18 protein-coding genes, 2 tRNA genes and 1 rRNA gene are annotated in these 19,692 nt (G+C 44.0%); 6 read left to right on the forward strand and 15 right to left on the reverse strand.

Going from position 1 to position 19,692, the window contains the following annotated elements; translation table 11 throughout:
- Positions 1-193: 193 nt before the first annotated feature.
- The 3 genes from SVI_RS19805 to SVI_RS19815 form a co-directional block, all read right to left on the reverse strand.
- A tRNA-Ala gene (locus SVI_RS19805) sits at positions 194-269 on the reverse strand.
- A 72-nt stretch (positions 270-341) separates the two neighbouring features.
- Positions 342-418 (reverse strand) — tRNA-Ile (locus tag SVI_RS19810).
- 74 nt (positions 419-492) lie between these two features.
- Positions 493-2,037 (reverse strand): 16S ribosomal RNA (locus SVI_RS19815).
- A 732-nt stretch (positions 2,038-2,769) separates the two neighbouring features.
- Between SVI_RS19815 and SVI_RS19820 the strand changes: the two genes are divergently transcribed.
- Positions 2,770-3,240 (forward strand): RNA recognition motif domain-containing protein, encoded by a 471-nt coding sequence (locus SVI_RS19820; RefSeq protein ID WP_013053435.1) that lies wholly within the window; start codon positions 2,770-2,772, stop codon positions 3,238-3,240.
- Between the two features lie 44 nt (positions 3,241-3,284).
- On the opposite strand, the gene murI is transcribed toward SVI_RS19820, so the two are convergent.
- Positions 3,285-4,121 (reverse strand): glutamate racemase, encoded by an 837-nt coding sequence (gene murI, locus SVI_RS19825; protein ID WP_041420124.1) that lies wholly within the window; start codon positions 4,119-4,121, stop codon positions 3,285-3,287.
- 192 nt (positions 4,122-4,313) lie between these two features.
- Between murI and trmA the strand changes: the two genes are divergently transcribed.
- Positions 4,314-5,411 (forward strand): tRNA (uridine(54)-C5)-methyltransferase TrmA, encoded by a 1,098-nt coding sequence (gene trmA, locus SVI_RS19830; protein WP_013053437.1) that lies wholly within the window; start codon positions 4,314-4,316, stop codon positions 5,409-5,411.
- A 78-nt stretch (positions 5,412-5,489) separates the two neighbouring features.
- Here the strand turns inward: trmA and fabR are convergent, their stop codons facing one another.
- A complete protein-coding gene (gene fabR, locus SVI_RS19835) occupies positions 5,490-6,104 on the reverse strand; it encodes an HTH-type transcriptional repressor FabR (RefSeq protein WP_041420485.1) in 615 nt (204 codons plus the stop codon).
- 154 nt (positions 6,105-6,258) lie between these two features.
- Here fabR and SVI_RS19840 point away from each other — a divergent pair, with 154 nt between their 5' ends.
- The 3 genes from SVI_RS19840 (at position 6,259) to mnmH (ending at position 9,712) form a co-directional block, all read left to right on the forward strand.
- Entirely contained in the window at positions 6,259-7,365 is a 1,107-nt protein-coding gene (locus SVI_RS19840) for an acyl-CoA desaturase (protein ID WP_041420125.1), read from the forward strand.
- A 197-nt stretch (positions 7,366-7,562) separates the two neighbouring features.
- Entirely contained in the window at positions 7,563-8,603 is a 1,041-nt protein-coding gene (gene selD, locus SVI_RS19845; RefSeq protein ID WP_013053440.1) for a selenide, water dikinase SelD, read from the forward strand.
- Positions 8,603-9,712: a tRNA 2-selenouridine(34) synthase MnmH gene (mnmH, locus tag SVI_RS19850; protein WP_041420126.1), complete on the forward strand. Its 1,110-nt coding sequence runs from the start codon at positions 8,603-8,605 to the stop codon at positions 9,710-9,712. The genes selD and mnmH overlap by 1 nt, the downstream gene beginning before the upstream one ends.
- A 20-nt stretch (positions 9,713-9,732) precedes the next feature.
- Here the strand turns inward: mnmH and SVI_RS19855 are convergent, their stop codons facing one another.
- The 3 genes from SVI_RS19855 to nudE form a co-directional block, all read right to left on the reverse strand.
- Positions 9,733-11,502, reverse strand: a complete 1,770-nt coding sequence (locus SVI_RS19855; protein WP_013053442.1) for an MFS transporter — start codon at positions 11,500-11,502, stop codon at positions 9,733-9,735.
- A gap of 97 nt (positions 11,503-11,599) precedes the next feature.
- Complete coding sequence (gene cysQ / locus SVI_RS19860; protein WP_041420127.1) at positions 11,600-12,415, reverse strand: 3'(2'),5'-bisphosphate nucleotidase CysQ; 816 nt, start codon at positions 12,413-12,415, stop codon at positions 11,600-11,602.
- Between the two features lie 70 nt (positions 12,416-12,485).
- Positions 12,486-13,031: an ADP compounds hydrolase NudE gene (gene nudE / locus SVI_RS19865; protein WP_013053444.1), complete on the reverse strand. Its 546-nt coding sequence runs from the start codon at positions 13,029-13,031 to the stop codon at positions 12,486-12,488.
- Positions 13,032-13,532: 501 nt separating this feature from the next.
- Between nudE and yrfG the strand changes: the two genes are divergently transcribed.
- Positions 13,533-14,198 (forward strand): GMP/IMP nucleotidase, encoded by a 666-nt coding sequence (yrfG, locus tag SVI_RS19870; RefSeq protein ID WP_041420128.1) that lies wholly within the window; start codon positions 13,533-13,535, stop codon positions 14,196-14,198.
- Positions 14,199-14,294: 96 nt separating this feature from the next.
- Here the strand turns inward: yrfG and SVI_RS19875 are convergent, their stop codons facing one another.
- The 7 genes from SVI_RS19875 to gspH all read right to left on the reverse strand — a co-directional run bounded on the left by SVI_RS19875 (position 14,295) and on the right by gspH (position 19,648).
- Complete coding sequence (locus SVI_RS19875) at positions 14,295-15,056, reverse strand: type II secretion system protein N (protein WP_013053446.1); 762 nt, start codon at positions 15,054-15,056, stop codon at positions 14,295-14,297.
- Positions 15,057-15,080: 24 nt separating this feature from the next.
- Positions 15,081-15,557 carry a type II secretion system protein M gene (locus tag SVI_RS19880; protein WP_013053447.1) on the reverse strand — a complete coding sequence of 159 codons (477 nt, stop codon included), beginning with the start codon at positions 15,555-15,557 and terminating at the stop codon, positions 15,081-15,083.
- Position 15,558: 1 nt separating this feature from the next.
- Positions 15,559-16,752, reverse strand: coding sequence for a type II secretion system protein GspL (gspL, locus tag SVI_RS19885; RefSeq protein ID WP_013053448.1), 1,194 nt, complete (start codon positions 16,750-16,752; stop codon positions 15,559-15,561).
- A 97-nt stretch (positions 16,753-16,849) separates the two neighbouring features.
- Positions 16,850-17,851 (reverse strand): type II secretion system minor pseudopilin GspK, encoded by a 1,002-nt coding sequence (gene gspK, locus SVI_RS19890; protein ID WP_013053449.1) that lies wholly within the window; start codon positions 17,849-17,851, stop codon positions 16,850-16,852.
- A 67-nt stretch (positions 17,852-17,918) separates the two neighbouring features.
- Complete coding sequence (gspJ, locus tag SVI_RS19895) at positions 17,919-18,692, reverse strand: type II secretion system minor pseudopilin GspJ (RefSeq protein WP_013053450.1); 774 nt, start codon at positions 18,690-18,692, stop codon at positions 17,919-17,921.
- Positions 18,673-19,041, reverse strand: a complete 369-nt coding sequence (gene gspI, locus SVI_RS19900) for a type II secretion system minor pseudopilin GspI (protein WP_041420486.1) — start codon at positions 19,039-19,041, stop codon at positions 18,673-18,675. The genes gspJ and gspI overlap by 20 nt, the downstream gene beginning before the upstream one ends.
- Before the next feature lie 10 nt (positions 19,042-19,051).
- On the reverse strand, positions 19,052-19,648 hold the full coding sequence (gene gspH / locus SVI_RS19905; protein WP_013053452.1) for a type II secretion system minor pseudopilin GspH: 597 nt from the start codon (positions 19,646-19,648) through the stop codon (positions 19,052-19,054).
- Positions 19,649-19,692 lie beyond the last annotated feature (44 nt).

A 19,692-nucleotide genomic window follows, 5' to 3' on the forward strand; every position in this document is an offset into this window, starting at 1 on the left:
GCTAATGCTATTAACCACTGTAATCGCTATCTCTTACGAAATATCTTTCACAATAGTCCCTTTCGCATTAACACTATCAGCTTTCCAAATTTTTAAAGAACGGGCTTAAAAAAGCCAAAGATAATTTTTTCATTATCTTTGGCATCTCTATCCATATGCATGACCTACAAATTCAGCAAAAAATGTAAGTAAATGGTGGAGCTATGCGGGATCGAACCGCAGACCTCCTGCGTGCAAGGCAGGCGCTCTCCCAGCTGAGCTATAGCCCCATTTACATGCAGTCAAACAAAATATACGTTAAAACCAAATCACTTCTTTCCAATGAAGAAAAGTAGAAATTTTGGTGGGTCAGAGTGGACTTGAACCACCGACCTCACCCTTATCAGGGGTGCGCTCTAACCAGCTGAGCTACAGACCCAACGTATTTTTGCTCTTTCTTTCTATCAAGTAATCTGTGTGAACACTCAGCAAATATTGAGTTAGTCGTATAGGTAAGGAGGTGATCCAGCCCCAGGTTCCCCTAGGGCTACCTTGTTACGACTTCACCCCAGTCATGAACCACACCGTGGTAAACGCCCTCCCCGAAGGGTTAAGCTATCTACTTCTGGTGCAGCCCACTCCCATGGTGTGACGGGCGGTGTGTACAAGGCCCGGGAACGTATTCACCGTGACATTCTGATTCACGATTACTAGCGATTCCGACTTCACGGAGTCGAGTTGCAGACTCCGATCCGGACTACGACCGGCTTTGTGGGATTAGCTTGACCTCGCGGCGTTGCGACCCTCTGTACCGACCATTGTAGCACGTGTGTAGCCCTACTCGTAAGGGCCATGATGACTTGACGTCGTCCCCACCTTCCTCCGGTTTATCACCGGCAGTCTCCCTAAAGTTCCCACCATTACGTGCTGGCAAATAAGGATAAGGGTTGCGCTCGTTGCGGGACTTAACCCAACATTTCACAACACGAGCTGACGACAGCCATGCAGCACCTGTCTCATAGTTCCCGAAGGCACCAAGCTATCTCTAGCGAGTTCTATGGATGTCAAGAGTAGGTAAGGTTCTTCGCGTTGCATCGAATTAAACCACATGCTCCACCGCTTGTGCGGGCCCCCGTCAATTCATTTGAGTTTTAACCTTGCGGCCGTACTCCCCAGGCGGTCTACTTAATGCGTTAGCTTGGGAACCCAGTGTTCAAGACACCAAATTCCGAGTAGACATCGTTTACGGCGTGGACTACCAGGGTATCTAATCCTGTTTGCTCCCCACGCTTTCGTACCTGAGCGTCAGTCTTTGTCCAGGGGGCCGCCTTCGCCACCGGTATTCCTTCAGATCTCTACGCATTTCACCGCTACACCTGAAATTCTACCCCCCTCTACAAGACTCTAGTTTGCCAGTTCAAAATGCAATTCCCAGGTTGAGCCCGGGGCTTTCACATCTTGCTTAACAAACCGCCTGCGTACGCTTTACGCCCAGTAATTCCGATTAACGCTTGCACCCCTCGTATTACCGCGGCTGCTGGCACGAAGTTAGCCGGTGCTTCTTCTGCGAGTAACGTCACAGTAAGCAGTTATTAACTACCTACCTTTCCTCCTCGCTGAAAGTGCTTTACAACCCGAAGGCCTTCTTCACACACGCGGCATGGCTGCATCAGGCTTTCGCCCATTGTGCAATATTCCCCACTGCTGCCTCCCGTAGGAGTCTGGACCGTGTCTCAGTTCCAGTGTGGCTGATCATCCTCTCAGACCAGCTAGGGATCGTCGCCTTGGTAAGCCATTACCTTACCAACTAGCTAATCCCACCTAGGTACATCCAATCGCGAAAGGCCCGAAGGTCCCCTCCTTTCCCCCGTAGGGCGTATGCGGTATTAGCAGTCGTTTCCAACTGTTATCCCCCTCGACTGGGCAGTTCCCTAGGCATTACTCACCCGTCCGCCGCTCGACAGCAAAGTAGCAAGCTACTTTCTGTTTCCGCTCGACTTGCATGTGTTAGGCCTGCCGCCAGCGTTCAATCTGAGCCATGATCAAACTCTTCAATTAAAGTTTTTTGATGCATCCTCTTTCGATGATGACATCGGCTCAATGAATTATACTGTTTTTCATTAACCACTCTCTATAAAGAGAATGCCAATGAAGCTTACATATTTTGCTTCTTTGAATTTACTTTCTCGAAAGAAAGTAAAAAATAAAGTTGCTATGGTCACTCAGTAGTTCATTGAGTTAAATTTTTGATTGCTTCCTAAGAAGCAATTTCGAATAACTCAACACCTGTGAGTGCCCACACAGATTACTTGATAAATTGTTAAAGAGCTTTTGCATCATCTTTCATATGCCGCCGTGACGCTAGGTCGTTGGCTTGAGGAGGCGTATTCTACGCTTTCCTTGGTTGGCGTCAAGTGCTTTTTAAAAAGATTTTCAAACGTTTAAATAACGACTTAAAACCTTAGCAACTCATTGCCCTGACTCGTCTCGGTCTCACTCAACTTAATGTTAGTAGGACTGGTTTGCCGTGTCAGTGGTTGCGCATTATAGGGAGATTATATAAGTGCGCAAGCCCTTTTTATTAGTTATTGAATCATCCGCTGAACTTTTAAACACTAATTCAGTTCAAGCTTATTTTTCGCTCTGAAAGTGCTGATTTATTAAGCTTTTATTAAAAAGTCTTCACTCTTAAGTTCATTTTTACGGCAACAGGCTAGTGTAATGCTAAATAATTCATTACCATATACCTGCTATTAACAGTTATTTATCAATTCTTCAGAGATCATATATATGCAAAAGCCATTTCTTATTGTTTTGATCATCGCCATCTTTGGCGCAGTAGCGATTCATTTTGTCGCTCCCGAGTTAAACGCAGCAGTCGCTTTCTTTACCGGTGCCATTATTGCTAGCGTTATCTTTTCCCTAAAAGGCCAATCAACAGAAGCTGGTGACAACGTCACAAGTGTTGAACAATATACAGGCCCAACAATGACTCTTTATGTAGGTAATCTTCCTTACCGTGTACATGAAGGCGAAGTAAAAGAGTTATTCGGTAAGTACGGCCCAGTAAACTCAGTCAGATTAGTTCGTGATCGTAAGACTGGACGTCGTAAAGGTTTCGGTTTCATCGAGATGTCGGAAGCTGGGGCACAAAAAGCCATGTCCAAGTTAAATGAGTTTGATTTCCAGGAACGTACCTTAAAGGTAAGAGAAGCCAAGTCTCAAGATTCAGAAAAAAGTGAACGTAAAGAAGAAGCCTAATCTATAGGTGATATGATGTTAGCCAATTTGATTCTATATATGAGTTATTCAACTCTAGATGTTTTAGAAAAACCAAACTTGGCTAACGTCTTCTTCAAACCTTTCTCAATGCTTTGAGATGTAAAGTAAGCCAGCTCAGTTCTACTGCAATCACCTTCTTGTTCCAGCCCTTCATTAGTTTCATCTTTGTCCCACTCAGCCTGAACTAGTTTCTGTTGAGCTTTAAGCTTTAGTGTCACTACTCGTGCAGCAACTGCCTTGCCAGAGTCTAATAGCGATATCTTATCTCCTAAATATTCTTGCATCTCCTGTCTCAGTATTGGGAAGTGAGTACAGCCTAGGACTAAGGTATCGAGTTCACTTTGATAAATTGGGCTTAAAATTCGTGCCAGCTGTTGCTGAGTAACTGGATGACCAGCGGCCTTCTGCTCCGCAAGTAATACCAGTTCCGATGAGGCATACAAGTCTACCTTGCACTCACCGGCAAATTGCTCGATTAATTCATGAGTATAAGTACGTTTTATTGTCCCAGGTGTTGCAAGTAAACCTATGTGTTTCTTTTTAGATAGTAGAGCAGCAGGCTTGATTGCTGGAACCACACCAACAACGGGAATATTTAATGCGGCTCTAAGTGATGGCAAAATTAACGTGCTGGCTGTATTACAGGCTATGATCACCATGGAGACAGATTCATTTTTCACAAAATCTGTAATTAGAGAGACGCTTCCTGAAATCAACTCCTGCTCACCTAGCTCACCATAAGGTAAACGAGCATTATCGAATAAGTAGATATAGTTTTCATTAGGCAATGCCAGTCTAATCTCATCAAGAATAGTTAAACCGCCAATTCCTGAATCAAAAACGAGTATAGGTTTAGACAAAACACTTCTCCATTTACTTTTGTGGTTCTTACTAGACACAGCCCTTGTTTATCATATTGCTACTACAAGATGCTTTTAGAAGGGTAAAATACAATTTTCACACAAGATTCCATAAATCGAAAGCCAGAAACTGGACATATGGGTAATCTAGTATAATAATTCCGCCCCAAATGAAACCAAGGTGATCAATAAATGAATTTAGCAGCAATGGATCCTACGACCTATGATGCCCAACTCGAAGAAAAGCGCATCAAGCTGGAACAAATATTCACCGACTTTGATACACCAAGGTTAGAAACCTTCGGCTCAGAAACAGCGAATTATCGTATGCGTTGTGAATTTCGAATTTGGCATGACGGTGATGACATGTATTACTACATGTTTGATAAAGCTCTGGACAGTAAGGTTCGTTGCGACCAATTCCTTCCAGCAAGCAGTCTGATTAACGAGATGATGCCTGCCTTAATCGAAGAATTAAAACCTAATACCATACTTAGGCATAGATTGTTTCAAATCGACTTTCTTTCAACTCTAAGTGGCGAAATTCTTGTTTCCTTACTTTACCATAAGCAATTGGATCAAGAGTGGGAAGCAGAAGCTAAGAGCCTTAAAGATAGATTAGCGTCTAAATTCAAGGTTAATTTGATCGGTAGAGCCCGTAAGCAGAAACTTATTTTCGATAAAGATTTCGTTGTGGAAACCCTTAGCGTTAATGGTGAGCAGCTTCATTATCACCAAATCGAAAATAGCTTCACTCAACCTAATGGTAAAGTTTCGGTAAAAATGCTCGAATGGGCCATAGATGTCACCAAGAACAGTACCGGCGACTTATTGGAGCTTTATTGTGGTAACGGTAACTTTTCTATCGCTTTAGCGCAAAACTTCGATCGCGTCCTCGCCACTGAACTAGCAAAACCTTCGGTTCAATCGGCGCAATACAATATAGAAATCAACAATATAGATAATTTGCAGATAATACGTATGTCTGCCGAAGACTTCACCGATGCTATGGCGAAAAAGAGAAGTTTTAGACGCTTAGAAGGTATAGATCTAGACAGCTATAATTGTAATACCATCTTTGTCGATCCACCACGAGCTGGCCTAGATTCGAATACGGTCAAGCTAGTTCAAGGTTATGAGCGTATCGTTTACATATCATGTAACCCTAATACTTTGATCGAAAACTTAACCGAGCTAACTAAAACACATAAGATCACTCGCTTCGCCCTATTTGATCAATTTCCATATACAGACCATATGGAATCAGGTGTCTTCTTAGAGAAGAAGTAAATTAAGAAACCTCTTATATTTACTTAATAAATGATAAAGGGCCTAAATAGGCCCTTTTATTTTGCAACTAGCTTATAGCTATCTTCTGTCGAACTTATGTTGCAAGGCTTCCGCACCTTTGGCCACCATACGTAACTGAATCACCAATCTATCGGCGAGTACTTTTCTATCTACTCGCTTCATATCCAGTGCAGCCGCTCCGGCATTAAAGACTAAGGTAACTAGAGCTTCAGCTTGTGCCCTAGCAAGCTCAGGACTTCTGTTTGCGGTGGCTTCGGTATAATGAGTCAATTCAGAGATGAAATGCTCTATCTCACGAGCTACCGCAGCCCTAAAAGGAGCCGATGTGCCTGAACGCTCATGCAATAAAATCCTGAACACATTCGGATTAGACTCCAGCACCTCCATAAATGTGTCGACAGAGATACGAATAACACTACCGCCAGCTTCGGCACGCTGCCGGCCCTTACGCATCATCTGCCTAAGAGTTAAACCACCTTCATCAACCATGGTCAGGCCTAGCTCATTCATATCCTTGAAATGTCGATAGAAAGAAGTTGGAGCTATCTTCGCCTCTCGAGCGACTTCCCGTAAACTTAGACTCGAAAAACTACGCTCAGCATTGAGTTGATTGAATGCGGCATCGACTAGCGCCCTACGAGTCTTCTCTTTCTGCTGTGCTCTTACACCCATCATGGTGGATCCGAAACTTAAATGTTATCTCGGGATAATACATTTTTTGACACAAAAACACAGCCCCTAACGAGTGTTTACGACTTGACCTAAATTGTTTTGCAGGCTAAATTAGCGTACAGATGTACGCTCAAAGTTGAACTGGATAAGAATAATGAATAAACCCCCGCTAATTTGGACTAATGTAGCTTTCTTTTTAATCACCTTCCTAGGTGCAGCCATACTCGTTCCCTTGTATGGCATGACTCAGGGCTATGGTTTGACTGAATGGTTTGCTTTCATTGGTTTTGCTTTTGCCAGTGGCCTATCCATTACCGCAGGTTATCACCGCCTGTGGTCGCACAAGACCTATAAAGCCAAGGCTCCTGTGCGCTTCATGTTTGCACTTGGCGGTGCATTAGCACTACAAAATAGCGCTCTTCACTGGTCTTCAGATCATAGAGTGCATCATAAACATGTGGATAATAATGATAAAGATCCTTATTCAGCTAAGATGGGATTCTGGTACAGTCACATAGGCTGGATGTTGAGGGAATACCAATCTCAGCGTTATCATGATTATAAGAATGTTCGAGATCTGCAGAATGACAAGATAGTTATGTGGCAGCACAAATACTATCTTCCTTTAGTTATTTTGATGAACATAGGCTTACCCGCATTTTTAGGCTGGCTCAATGGCGATATTCTAGCAATGCTACTTATGGCTGGTCTGTTAAGGCTGGTTGTCGTGCAACACTGTACCTTCTTTATTAACTCTCTCGCCCATGTATGGGGCAGTCAGCCATATACAGATAAGAACACAGCGCGAGATAATGGTTTTATCGCTCTGCTTACCTATGGTGAAGGCTATCACAACTTCCATCACATCTTCGAGAACGACTATCGTAACGGCATACATTGGTGGCACTACGATCCAACCAAGTGGCTAATCAATTCACTCAATTGGTGTGGACTAGCTAAAGATCTGCGCGTCACTCCTCAGGAGAGAATTGAGAGTGCCAAACTCAAGATGCAGTTACAGCGCACCCAAATTCGCGTCTCGACGCTGAGTAACTGTGACGAGGTATTAGAGAAGCTACAGGCAGAATATGAGATATTAAAATCTCATCTGGCTGACTACTATCAAGCTAAGAAAGAGCTGCTCGAGGCGAAACGTAAACAGTTAGCCAACAAGCACTTAGTCCTGCAAGTTGACGAAATGAAACAACGTTTTATTTTACAACATAAAAACTGGAAGCTACTCACAGCGACTTACGCTTAGCTCTATTATAAAATCGGCTCGATACCATCTCTATCGAGCCGTTATTTTTACGGAAGTAAGCTTCAGCCAACACAATTATCGATTCCCCTCCCTATTCATCCGAGTCACCATCACACCTTTCATTGCATTAATTGATGTACTCAGTCGATAGGTCTATCATAAGCGCCTAATAACCTTCCTAAGGGACTTTTGAGTTCATGTCAGAATCTACAATAAAACTTACCGAATACAGCCATGGCGCAGGATGTGGTTGTAAAATATCGCCAAAAGTCCTAGGAACTATATTAGCTTCTCAGCTTCCAGTATTCGAAGATCCTAAATTATTAGTAGGTAATCAGACTCGGGATGATGCAGCCGTTTATAAGCTCAACGAAGAAACCGGCATCATCAGCACCACAGATTTCTTTATGCCTATTGTCGATGACCCTTTCACCTTCGGGCGAATAGCTGCGACTAATGCTATCAGTGATATCTACGCCATGGGCGGCACGCCTATGATGGCGATTGCGATTTTAGGCTGGCCAGTTAATATCCTACCTGCAGAAGTGGCTCAACAAGTTGTCGACGGCGGACGCCAAGCCTGTGCAGACGCTGGTATCATGTTGGCCGGTGGTCATAGTATCGATTCCCCCGAGCCAATTTTCGGACTCGCGGTAACTGGTCAAATCCCACTAAATGAGCTGAAGAAGAACAATACGGCTCAATCCGGCGACAAGCTCTATCTGACTAAACCTTTAGGCATAGGCATTTTAACTACGGCTCAGAAGCAGAAGAAAATAGCGCCTGAAGATATCAACATTGCCGCAGATGCCATGTGTGAGCTGAATGTATTAGGTCCGGTAATAGCAAAAATTGCCGGAGTTAATGCCATGACAGACGTCACAGGCTTTGGACTTGCTGGACATCTTATCGAGATGTGCCAGGGGGCAAAACTCAATGCAAAAATCAAAGTTTCAGCATTACCTCTACTAGCCAAGGCTAAAACCTATCTTGAGATGGGCTGTATACCGGGTGGAACACACAGAAACTACGATAGCTACAGCGAACATCTGCCAACACTTACGGATGAGCAGAAAGGTATTATCTGTGATCCACAAACCAGCGGCGGCTTACTCATCTCGGTAGGGGCCGATGCTGAGCAGGAGCTAATTAGCTTACTCACCAAGAATAATGTGCCTACTGAGTGTATTGGCATTATGACCAATGAGTCACAAGCTCAATTCGTGGAGCTCATCTAATGAGCAAAAATCTTGTCCCTAAAAGCGCTTACAAAGAGATCATGTTATCGGGTCATCCTATTATGGATGTCAGGGCCCCCCTCGAATTTGATAAGGGTGCGTTCCTGAGCAGTACTAACCTGCCGCTCATGCAAGATAGTGAACGACAGAAGGTAGGTACTTGTTATAAGAAAAAAGGCCAAGAAGCTGCCATTGAACTCGGGCACACTCTGGTTAAAGGCAAAGTTAAGCAGCAAAGGGTGGATGCCTGGCTGGATTATTTTGAGAAGAATCCAAATGCATACCTGTATTGCTTTAGAGGTGGTCTAAGATCTCAACTCACTCAAGAATGGCTTAAAGAAGCAGGCTTGGAAGTCCCCTATATTGAGGGGGGTTATAAGGCTATGCGCCAGTATCTCATCGAAGTCATCGATGAAGCTCCCCAGCAACAGCCTGTACTCATTCTCAGTGGGATCACCGGCAGTGGTAAAACTGACTTCTTGATCAAACGTTCTGAGTCCGTTGACCTGGAAGGCATTGCCCATCACAGGGGATCGAGTTTCGGACGTTACCATGAACCTCAACCGACACAGATCAATTTTGAAAATCGTCTAGCAGTGGAATTATTAAGGCATCAGCAGAGAAATGAACGCTGTTTAGTCTTAGAAGATGAAAGCTTCCTCATCGGCCGATCTGCGATACCTAAGACATTTTACAGCGCCATGCAAACGGCTCAGGTCTTAGTGTTAGAGGAATCTAATGAAAATCGACATAGCAGATTATTGGATGAATACGTTCATAAGATGCATTCCGGCTACATAGAGCGTCTAGGTGAAGAGGCTGGCTTTATCGCATTTTCAGAGTACTTAAGCCTAAGTATTACGGGAATTAAGAAACGACTCGGTGGTCAGCTACATGATGAGTTTCAGTCTATCATTACCAATGCCCTGAAAATTCAACAGCAAAGGAACACTACAGAGGCTCACCTAGAGTGGATATCTATGCTGCTCACCAGGTACTACGATCCTATGTATCAGTATCAACTGGACAAGAAACAGGCTCGAGTCTTATTTAAGGGCTCTCATCAGGCTATGCATGAATGGTTAGATGATTATTCTGCTCCCACATAAGCTATAGCAATTACATACCTCTAGTCATTTTCTAGGGGTATGTTTACACTTTCAGTTAACACTACACCGACTCTTCTGCTCGATGCCCTATTATCTGGTTTTTTGCCTCTACCTGTAGCCAAGATCTTCAATGAGATATTCAGCCTAGGTGCTGACTCAATCAGTCCCTCAAGCTTATCGGATAGCTTCGCATTATCCTGTATGGACAGATAAATCAGTTCGTCACTAGCTAATGCCTTAGCTATGCTCTCGATATAATCCAGGTTCCCCTCATCGAGCCCCCCTTTTCCCGATACCGATTCTACTACCTTGCCCGATGTTCTTAGCACCTTGGCGAGAAATCCGCTCCCAAGAGGCTGGTTTAATATAAAAAATATAGGCCTCACAGACAGGCTCTGTATCAGAATTAGCTCTTTCGCTGAAGTGGATGAGCCTATTAATGTTGCACTTCCCCTTTTAGGTAAGGCGTCACCTTGAGTCACCGACAGTGGATATATAAATCTGGCCATAATGTAAGTGACCAGTCTCAATCTCAATTCAGCTTGCTTAATAAACAGCAAGCAGCCTACCAGTATATTTGATAGGGCAAGTATCAAGAACAGCTGGAGTATACTTCCCCCTAATGGGCCTAAGAAGAGTATGGAGAAGACGGCAGACATAACCATAAACAGTGCATTCATTATGTTATTTGCCGCAATAGCCTGAGCGCACTCACCCTCCTTGGTTCTTGCCTGAATAAATGCATACAAGGGCACAATAAACAGACCACCGCTCACCCCAACCATAAATAGATCGAACATAAGTCGGTAATGTTGAGGCTCACCAATGAAGCTACTGGCGGTATAAATATCGACAGGACTTGAACTGGGTACAGCCCAATACAGATCGATACCGAAAACCGTCAAACCCAACAAGCCAAAGGGTAAGAGTCCTAGCTCAACTTGTTTAAATGACATGCGATCACATAAAAATGATCCTGCCGCAATACCGATAGAAAACAGAGCTAACAACAAGGAAACGACAGTGGCTCCTGCATGTAAGTGTAACTTAGAGAAATTGGGGAACTGAGTAAGATAGGTGGCACCGAGAAACCAGAACCAACTAATAGCAAGTACAGCCATCCATATCGAAGGCGTTCGCCTGGCTTTATTGATACTGGCTATCGAACCTGAAAACGGAGTAAATTTGAGTTTTTTAGGTTCAAAGCTCAGAGGAATAGAGGGGATGAATCTACTTGAGATATAGCCAACAGATGCTAAAACAACCACAGTTATCGCGGCTATTATATTGGAATTGTCGCTGGCAACGATCAGACCCGCTACTAAGGTGCCTATCAATATAGAGATGAAGGTACCCATCTCCACCCAAGCATTGCCTCTTACCAACTCAATATCCTTCAATACCTTAGGTAAGAGCGAATATTTGACTGGGCCAAAGAAAGCCGACTGAGTTCCCATCAGAAAGAGCAAGACCAACATAATCAGGTAGCTTTGGCTAACGATTGCTGCCGCGCCGCAGCACATGATGAGCACTTCTAATAATTTCAGGCGTCTAATTAATATGGCTTTATCGATATTATCGGCGATGAGACCTGCATAAGCAGAAAAAAGAAAGAAGGGAAGAATAAACAAACCAGCGGCTAGGTTAACAAATAGGTTTACATCCATAGGCAAGCTAGCTAGTTGAGAATAGGTAACCAAGAGTAACAGCATATTTTTATAGACATTGTCGTTCAAGGCCCCCAGACACTGGGTTATAAAATAGGGCAGGAAACGTCGAGTCAAAATCATAAAATCTAGCCTCTTATCTATTATTATAAGCTATCATTTTGTTAATCCTGCACGTAAAGAAAAGGCCATCAGTGATGGCCTGCTTAACTATATTAGTTTAACTCTCTGCAGTTAGCAGCTCGTCCCAGGCTAAATGAGGGGAACCAACCACGATAAAGTTAGGGTTTTCTAAAGATTCTCGCTCATTATAGCTCAAGGGCTGTAGCTCAATATCCATTATCTGCCCGCCAGCCTCTTCGACAATGATCTGAGCAGCTCCGGTATCCCACTCACCCGTTGGCCCTATACGCACATAACAATCAGCCTTTCCTTCTGCCACCAGACAGCTCTTTAAAGCTGCGCCACCGAGTACGATCAATTCACAGTGTTTGGTATGACTAAATAGTTTAAGTACCGACTTAGGATCCTGACGTCGACTAACGGCAAGTTTGAGGGGCGGATCCCTATCAGCAGGCAACTGATGGCTCATAATCCTGACTTCTGATTGACCATCACGCTTATAGGCTCCGAGTCCTGCAATAGCGTAATAACATACCTCAGTCATAGGCACGTATACGATCCCCATGATAGGTCTGTTGTGCTCTATCAGTGCGATAATCACAGAGAAATCACCGCTTCCCGCAATAAATTCACCGGTACCATCTAAGGGATCGACCAGCCAATAACGCTGCCAGTCCTTTCGATCTGAGAAAGGAATATTTGCATCTTCCTCAGAAAGTACCGGGATATCGGGAGTCAAAGCCTGTAATGCGGCAGTGATAATATTATGGGCAGCAATATCTGCCGAAGTCACTGGCGTATTATCTGACTTTATCTCTTTCTCATATGTCCCTTTAAGATAGATATCACGTATTTTGATTCCCGCTTCAACGGCAATTTCAATCACTTGTTCTATGTACTCTTCTGGCTTCATAACTGCTCCAACAGCCGACTCACACATACCCATATAAGAAAAAGGATTCTTATAATTATGTTTCAAACACTTATAGTTTTAGATATTTTTGAGCCAAAAACAAGGCGCTTACGCTTCTAGACTCAGAAAAATCGTCCAGTTCGAGTAAAGATTGCCAATTATCCAGGGGCCAGGGAACCATCTCGATAGGCTCAGGTTCATCTCCTTCCAGAACACTTTCATAAAGTTCTTCGGCAATAAAAATCTGCATTTTACTGGCAAAGTAACCAGGGGCCAGACTCAGCTCCATCAGATGGGTCAGCTTTCTTGCACCAAAACCTATCTCCTCCTGAAGCTCACGATTAGCCGCTTCATGGGCCTCCTCACCAGGATCGATTAAACCTTTGGGAAAGCCAAGCTCATAGGTGTGAGTACCGGCTGCATATTCTCGCCCCAATAGCAGTGTATCTCCATTGAGAACTGGCACTACCATCACAGCGCCACGATTATTCCCCTTCATCCGCTCATACTGACGTTCAACCTGATTAGAGAATTTTAGGTTTACCTGCTCTATTTTAAATAAGCGGCTTTGCGCAACAATCTCTGAACCTAGAATTTCTGGTTTCTTGTGCTTCATAGGAGTCCCTGAGCCAATTGGTAAGTGCTTCACAATACAATCTTACTATCCTGTTTTTAATCTACAACCAGAAACTTCGTTGTTTAATGATTTCCACGAAATAAGATAGATTCAACTTACGATCGGATGAATACTTCTGAGTATAAATTGTAACTTGAGACATTGTTAAGTAAAGCTCATAGACTTAAGTCACTAACATGGAATGATTTAGACTTACAATCAGATCAATACTGCTGAGTATAAATTGTGACTTGAGATATTGTTAAGTAAAGCTCCTAGACTTAAGTCACTAACATCGGATGATTTAGACTTACAATCAGATCAATACTTCTGAGTATAAATTGTGACTTGAGATATTGTTAAGTAAAGCTCCTAGACTTCAATAACTAACATGGGATAATTTCAGCTTACAATTGGATGAATACTATTGAGTATAAATTGTGACTTGAGATATTTAAGCCAGCCCCTACACTTAATAACAAAGAAAAAAATGGATAAATGATGTTTCCATGGAATGAGATAGATACTGTGTTACTCGATATGGACGGAACCTTACTGGACCTACATTTCGATACTCACTTTTGGTTAAGTTTAGTTCCAAAGGAGCTCAGCCGGCAGAGAGGCTTAGACAGTCAAGCAGCACAAGCGTTAGTTGAATCATCTTATGATAAAGTCTTCGGCACTTTAGAGTGGTATTGCTTAGATTATTGGGAGAGTGAATTACAGCTAGATATCATTGGGCTACACAAAACCTTAGTCGATAGAATTCAATTAAGACAAGACAGCATGCCATTTCTGTCAGCTCTAGGCGAACAGAAAAAATCTCGTATTCTGGTCACCAATGCCCACCCCAAGAGCTTGGCTCTGAAGCTGGAACATACTGAGCTAGCTACAGGGCTAGATCATATGATCTCCAGCCACGAAACTGGTTACCCGAAAGAGCATCCACACTTCTGGCAACACCTATTTTTACAGTTCCAGTTAGATCCAAGTCGATGCCTGTTTATCGATGATAACGAAGATATATTACAGGCAGCAAAAGATGCCGGTGTTGGTTATCAGTTAGGTATAACTAACCCAGACAGTCAGAAACCCAATAAAGTATTTAAAGATTTCCCTGCAATCGAGGATTATCACCTGTTACTGGATGATCTTCTGGCAGGTTAATTTGATTGCTATAACTTAACCACTGACATGAAAAAGGCACCAATTGGTGCCTTTTCTTTGCTAGAGATGAGCTTAATCCCTCAAGCTATCACTTGTTTAGAGCCCGGGGACTCTACCCTGATAACTGATGGGGTAGTAACCTTGACTGTCCTTCTTACCTAGGAAAGCCAATGCTTTCTTCAGATCTTCCGGCTGTGAACTGGTTTCTTTTATCTTAGCGCTAAGCTGTACCACTTTTTCAGCCTGTAGCATCAAGGTACCGCTAAAACCTAATTGATTCATGGTCTCATCTGATTTCACTTTAACGTTACCGTCGACACAGCTCAAAGCTAGCTCTATATCTCCCAGAGGGTAGTTGCCGAATTGATTTTTTACGCCGGCACTACTGAGAAATAACTTACCATTTAACTGCTCACACCAAGGAGTCCCTTGTTCGAGACGGTCGATAAACAAACTGATATCGCCACCGACTTTGGTTCTGAAAGGTAGACGAGTATTACCTAACAGGAAGCTAGTTGGCGCCTCGAATCTCAGGCCTTCGGCATCGATTCCACTCATGGAAAGAATGACTAATCCTTTACCGTTAACCGCTGAACCTCGATTGCCAATAACCAGATCTATCTTGGCTTGCCCCAGAAACAAGGCCCAAGGGCTCAACTGCCACTGAACCTGCTCTAATTGCCTATTTTGTATGGTCATCGACTCAATACTTCCCGACCATATTGAGCCAGAGACACCAGTCACACTAATATTATTAGGCAAGGGCGCGAGTTTTATCGCTACACTGGCAGGTAACAGGGCCAACAAAAACACCAGATAGATACACACGCCGATAATAATCTTTTTAGCTAAATTCACTACTACACCTTAATAAAACAATTATTACTGGGACAATTGAATACGACGAACGCGCACTAAACCTTGCGTATCAGACTCTGCCAAATCTATGCTTTCTAAAGATAGGCCCTTCTCTTGTACCAGTTCGTTAAGGTAGCCTAGCAAGGCATCGAAAGGCACATCGTCCATCCATATTTGAATTTTCTTCCCCTGAGGCTGCATGCGAGTGATCTCTAGGCCAAACGCCCCGGCACTCTGATTGACCGCAGCACTTAGGCTACCTCTAAAGCTGGCTTTAGTACCATTTTCTTTGAGACCGGCTATCTTATTCGCCGTCTGCTTAACAAAGTTAAGGGTGCTCTTCTGTGCCTTCAGGCCTCTTTCGGCATCTATTTCCGCATTCGATATCGGTGTCCAGATCCCCCAATAAAGAATGCCGATGACGAGAAAGACGCCACATGCGCTAACGAGCTGCTTCTCACGTAAGATGAGACCGTTCCACCACAGTTTAACGTTCTCCATATTACTTACTCCTCAAGGTTAATGTGCTGGTGACTGAGTCTTCACCGCTGTTCATCGCACCTGAATCTAGCTTATATGAGCGAGCAACGATCTCCTTAAACTGTTCAACTTGAGCATAACTCTTGGCGGTCACTTGCATACGAAGCTCATTACGAGCACTATCGAAACGAAGCGTTGTCGGCTTTAGCTGAGGCACCTGAGTAAATGCCTCTTCTAAACCTTCGAGCATAGAGAAGAATTCACTTCCCCCGCCACTGCCCTGCATGCTCCTTAGATGCCTATCCATTTGAGATCTAAGATTTACTATACGTGAGGTTCCCGGGACAGCTTGTTTAAAAATAGTCTCACTCTGCTGCTGCAGACGCGCCTGCTCTGTATTCATCTGATGAATGTTGAGCCCTTTATTCACCATGGCCAGCACCAAAGCAAGCACAATGACAATCGCAGCATTACGCCACATTTGTATATGCTTGCCATATTCACGCTTAGGGCTATAGCTTCCCGATAGAAGGTTAATCGGGGCCGATAAGATCCCTTTAGCCAGCACTAACATAGGAAGCTCAAGTTCTTGTGCTTGTACCTGAGTCCCAGCTAAGTTCAGCTCACTATATCCAGCCACAGTTACCTGGGTCTCACTATCCGTTGGCAGCAGTTTTGGCAGTGCCATATGCAACCAATCTTCACTCAGACTCACTCCGAGTCCGGCACCAGTCCTAAGCAAATATTCTTGATTAAACTTCATAGCCGCCCACTGGCATTGCTCAAGCGGCAAGGCTAAACAATCGGGTACGATACGTTTCGCCTTCAAACCCGCATCACTGAGCCAAGTTAACCAGGTTTGCATCTGCTCATGGGCAACTACAGCCACACTGAGATACTCCCCCTCGCGAGGACCCGTGACAAAATGTAGGTCATCAACATTTTCTGCCAAGTTCTCTTCCAGCATGAAAGGTAATGCCTGTATCGCCTGGCGTTGACCCTTCTCGGGCAGTTCCACTTGGGTCAAGGTTATCGCCGAGGATGGAACAAGGATATCCACTGGGCGATTGCCGGCACGCTCTGTCAGGCTAGCTAATGCCTGGGCATCTTTAAGTTCACCAGAACCTATAATCTCCTGCTCCAGCTCAGACCAAACCAGCCATGAGCAGCTTTGCTCTTGGCTTGTTCCTAAGCGGATAAATAGTCTTTCACTCAAATCTCTTCTCCACTTGCCTCATCCTTTACCAACACAGGTTCAAACAAGGTTATGTTATTTTTATTATGCTCGCCGACGATATCAGGTAACACCAGAATTATTTCTGTCCGCCAAATTGACGAGTCAAGACCTCAATCTTAGTACCATCTACTCTCAGTACGCTCTCTAGCCGGAAGTTGGCATTCTCAACTTTAGCCCCAGCATCCAACTTAAAATACTTTGATTTTATATCGAAGCTGGATTTTAAAGCCTCATTAGCCGCTATTAGGCTAGATATAGAGGAGATATTAGTAAAATCATCAATCTTTTCAAAGCCATCTGCTGGACGTTGATTGATGATACTTTCCGCCTCACCCACTGAAATTTTATTGGCAAACATGCCAGCAAGCAGTGCTGCCTGCTCGACCTTAATGGTATTCACATTCAATACTTGTGTTTTAACGCCTGGTATCACACATATATAGGGCAGCAACTTAAGATAGATATTTTGTGTATATCCCAACACGGCCCTTAACTCGCTTCGGTGACTCATTAAGGTATTAGCCGCACGGTACGGTACCGCACGGGACTCATAATCTGCATCTTCGGCGCCAAATGGGCTAGCCGTTGAGTCTTCATCGATATAATCTTTTAGGGTATGAGTTAGCCGTTCTGCGCCGAAATCATCCATACCTAACGCGACCAACAAGCCTTTATATTGCACCGCCGCCAGTGGTAATTTAGGCTGACTGCCTCCGGCTCCCTTTTCACTCTTGGCCGATAATGCATTGAGATTGAAACAAGACTTGAGATCCGAAATTGTACCGCCTATCTCGCCATTCTCAGCGGGAAAAACCACATCGGCCTGTGCCCAATATTGTTGCAGATGCACTCTATTGTCGTCTGAGTCTTCAAAATCTTGTTTGAGTACTTTTTTAGCCAACTCTTCGGCGGAGATGGCGTACCAATATGCCTGATTATACTCGGCCAAATTCAGGGTACGGCGAACCGATAGCTGATTACGACTATTAATATTCGTGGCGATAATCGCCACCATGGCAACGATCAACAACACCACGATAAGTGCGACGCCGCGCTGTTTAGCTGGAAGTTGATTCACTAGTTAAGCACCAAGAATCTTCTAGGTGCTAGGTTTTCTACCATTCTCATAGTCATTGCCACCACCATTAATTACCACTGCCCTTATTACTATTGCCGCCGTTATTGTTATTACCGCCACCCTTATTGCTATTACCGCCGCCATTATTGTTATTACTACTGTCCTTGTTATTACCGTCGTCCTTATCTTTATTGTTATTACCGCCGTCATTACTACTAGGAACAAGAGGCGCGCCTAATGGCAGTAAGAATTTACGTTGGATCTTGCCTAAACCCTCTAGCTCGATCTCCATGGCTATCGCTTTGGGCAACTTAGAGCCGTCGACCTTTTTTTCCCATTTATCTTCCATAAAAAAGGAGTACTGGACCGATATAACCCCTCGCATCACTATGGTCTTAATCGGCTCTGCCCCAAATTCGGGTTCAGGATATGGATAATACCAACGCTCGAGGGCACCATCTCTAACTACATATGCCACCGACTGTATGCTGCCACGGGGTAAAATTCCATCTGGGTTAAGCCAGCCTAAACGGAAAAAGACCAAAGCCTCAGATTCGGAATCTAAAATATCTGAGCCCGTTTGAAACACACTAGTACCTCGGCCTCCCTCTAATAATCTGGGAGTACGAGCCACCATCTGGCCTAAGTCACGCTCTAACGCACCGAAGCCTTGCTGCAGTGCCTTCAACTTATCGGAAAACTCTTTGGTGACTTCATCGTTTTTAATAACCGTACTCAATACCGCGTTTGCCGCCAAGCCAATCATGGCGAAGATTGCGATAGCGATTAACATCTCGAGTAAGGTGAAGCCCCTATGGCTTCTATTCCGGATTAAGTACATAACTACTCACTTGAACAAGGATACGTTTATAACGGTCATCATTGCTGACACTGACACGTATCATGCGGAATTTATCATCAGAAGTTTTCACTATCTCTTTGCGCCAATACCAATCACGGCCGGCAAGCTCCATTTCGCCATCTTTCTTGCCTATATCGGGAAATTTAGCTTCCAATCTGGCGTCGACCATCACATTGTCAGCCACCCATTGGGCATAGGTACGCTCCTCTAGGATGGGCATATTGGCAATCTGCTCTCCCAGACTCTTAGTAATAGATACTGCCGCAATGGAAAACACAGCCAATGCCACTATCACCTCTAATAAGGTCATGCCCTTGGATTTTTTGATATTAATCTTATTAGTGTCCATCATCGCCGCCATTAACGTCATCGTCTCGCCCCAGAGTTAAACGTCCGAGGGAATCACCAACCACTAATGCTTCAATTTCATTACCTTGATCATCTTCACTGAAGAAGCTTATCTCGAATGCACTCATCTCACCACTTGGGAACAACAAGATCTGCGGTTCAGGATACTTCTTTTTCTCCTCTTCGCTCTCCTCTTCGATGAAGTCCTCATCGAACCAAGAGTCTTGCTCTTCATCTTCCTGCACCAGAGGTAAACCATCCAAAACCAGGCTAATCTCAACCCCTTCGTCCATCTGCCGTTCGGTCAGAATACGATCTCTATCTAATGACTTCCATTTACCTTCATCGTAGAAGACATATTTATAACTGGTCTTTTCGATAACAATACCGATGAAGTGGCCACTAAGCACAGTTTCATCGAGTACCATCTCGGTAGCTGTCATAAACTGTAGTGCTGTTCTCTCTAGCTTTTTCTGTGGGTCTGCACCGCTCATAGTCATGGTTACCGCCGAGGCGGCCAAACCCATCAAGAGCACCACTAAGAGCACCTCCATCAAGGTAAAACCTTTCTGGTGTAATTGCTTCATCGACTAATCCCATAGAAAGACGAGTCATGAATATGCAGACACAT

Source organism: Shewanella violacea DSS12, from assembly GCF_000091325.1.
In the GTDB taxonomy this organism is placed as follows: Bacteria; Pseudomonadota; Gammaproteobacteria; order Enterobacterales; family Shewanellaceae; genus Shewanella; species Shewanella violacea.

What these genes read in the sequence shown, in the direction of transcription:
- SVI_RS19820 (WP_013053435.1), top strand. Translation starts at nt 2,770, where the DNA reads ATGCAAAAGCCATTTCTTATTGTTTTGATCATCGCCATCTTTGGCGCA.
- trmA (WP_013053437.1), top strand. Translation starts at nt 4,314, where the DNA reads ATGAATTTAGCAGCAATGGATCCTACGACCTATGATGCCCAACTCGAA.
- fabR (WP_041420485.1), bottom strand. Translation starts at nt 6,104, where the DNA reads ATGGGTGTAAGAGCACAGCAGAAAGAGAAGACTCGTAGGGCGCTAGTC.
- SVI_RS19840 (WP_041420125.1), top strand. Translation starts at nt 6,259, where the DNA reads ATGAATAAACCCCCGCTAATTTGGACTAATGTAGCTTTCTTTTTAATC.
- selD (WP_013053440.1), top strand. Translation starts at nt 7,563, where the DNA reads ATGTCAGAATCTACAATAAAACTTACCGAATACAGCCATGGCGCAGGA.
- mnmH (WP_041420126.1), top strand. Translation starts at nt 8,603, where the DNA reads ATGAGCAAAAATCTTGTCCCTAAAAGCGCTTACAAAGAGATCATGTTA.
- SVI_RS19855 (WP_013053442.1), bottom strand. Translation starts at nt 11,502, where the DNA reads ATGATTTTGACTCGACGTTTCCTGCCCTATTTTATAACCCAGTGTCTG.
- cysQ (WP_041420127.1), bottom strand. Translation starts at nt 12,415, where the DNA reads ATGAAGCCAGAAGAGTACATAGAACAAGTGATTGAAATTGCCGTTGAA.
- nudE (WP_013053444.1), bottom strand. Translation starts at nt 13,031, where the DNA reads ATGAAGCACAAGAAACCAGAAATTCTAGGTTCAGAGATTGTTGCGCAA.
- yrfG (WP_041420128.1), top strand. Translation starts at nt 13,533, where the DNA reads ATGTTTCCATGGAATGAGATAGATACTGTGTTACTCGATATGGACGGA.
- SVI_RS19880 (WP_013053447.1), bottom strand. Translation starts at nt 15,557, where the DNA reads ATGGAGAACGTTAAACTGTGGTGGAACGGTCTCATCTTACGTGAGAAG.
- gspJ (WP_013053450.1), bottom strand. Translation starts at nt 18,692, where the DNA reads ATGTACTTAATCCGGAATAGAAGCCATAGGGGCTTCACCTTACTCGAG.
- gspH (WP_013053452.1), bottom strand. Translation starts at nt 19,648, where the DNA reads ATGAAGCAATTACACCAGAAAGGTTTTACCTTGATGGAGGTGCTCTTA.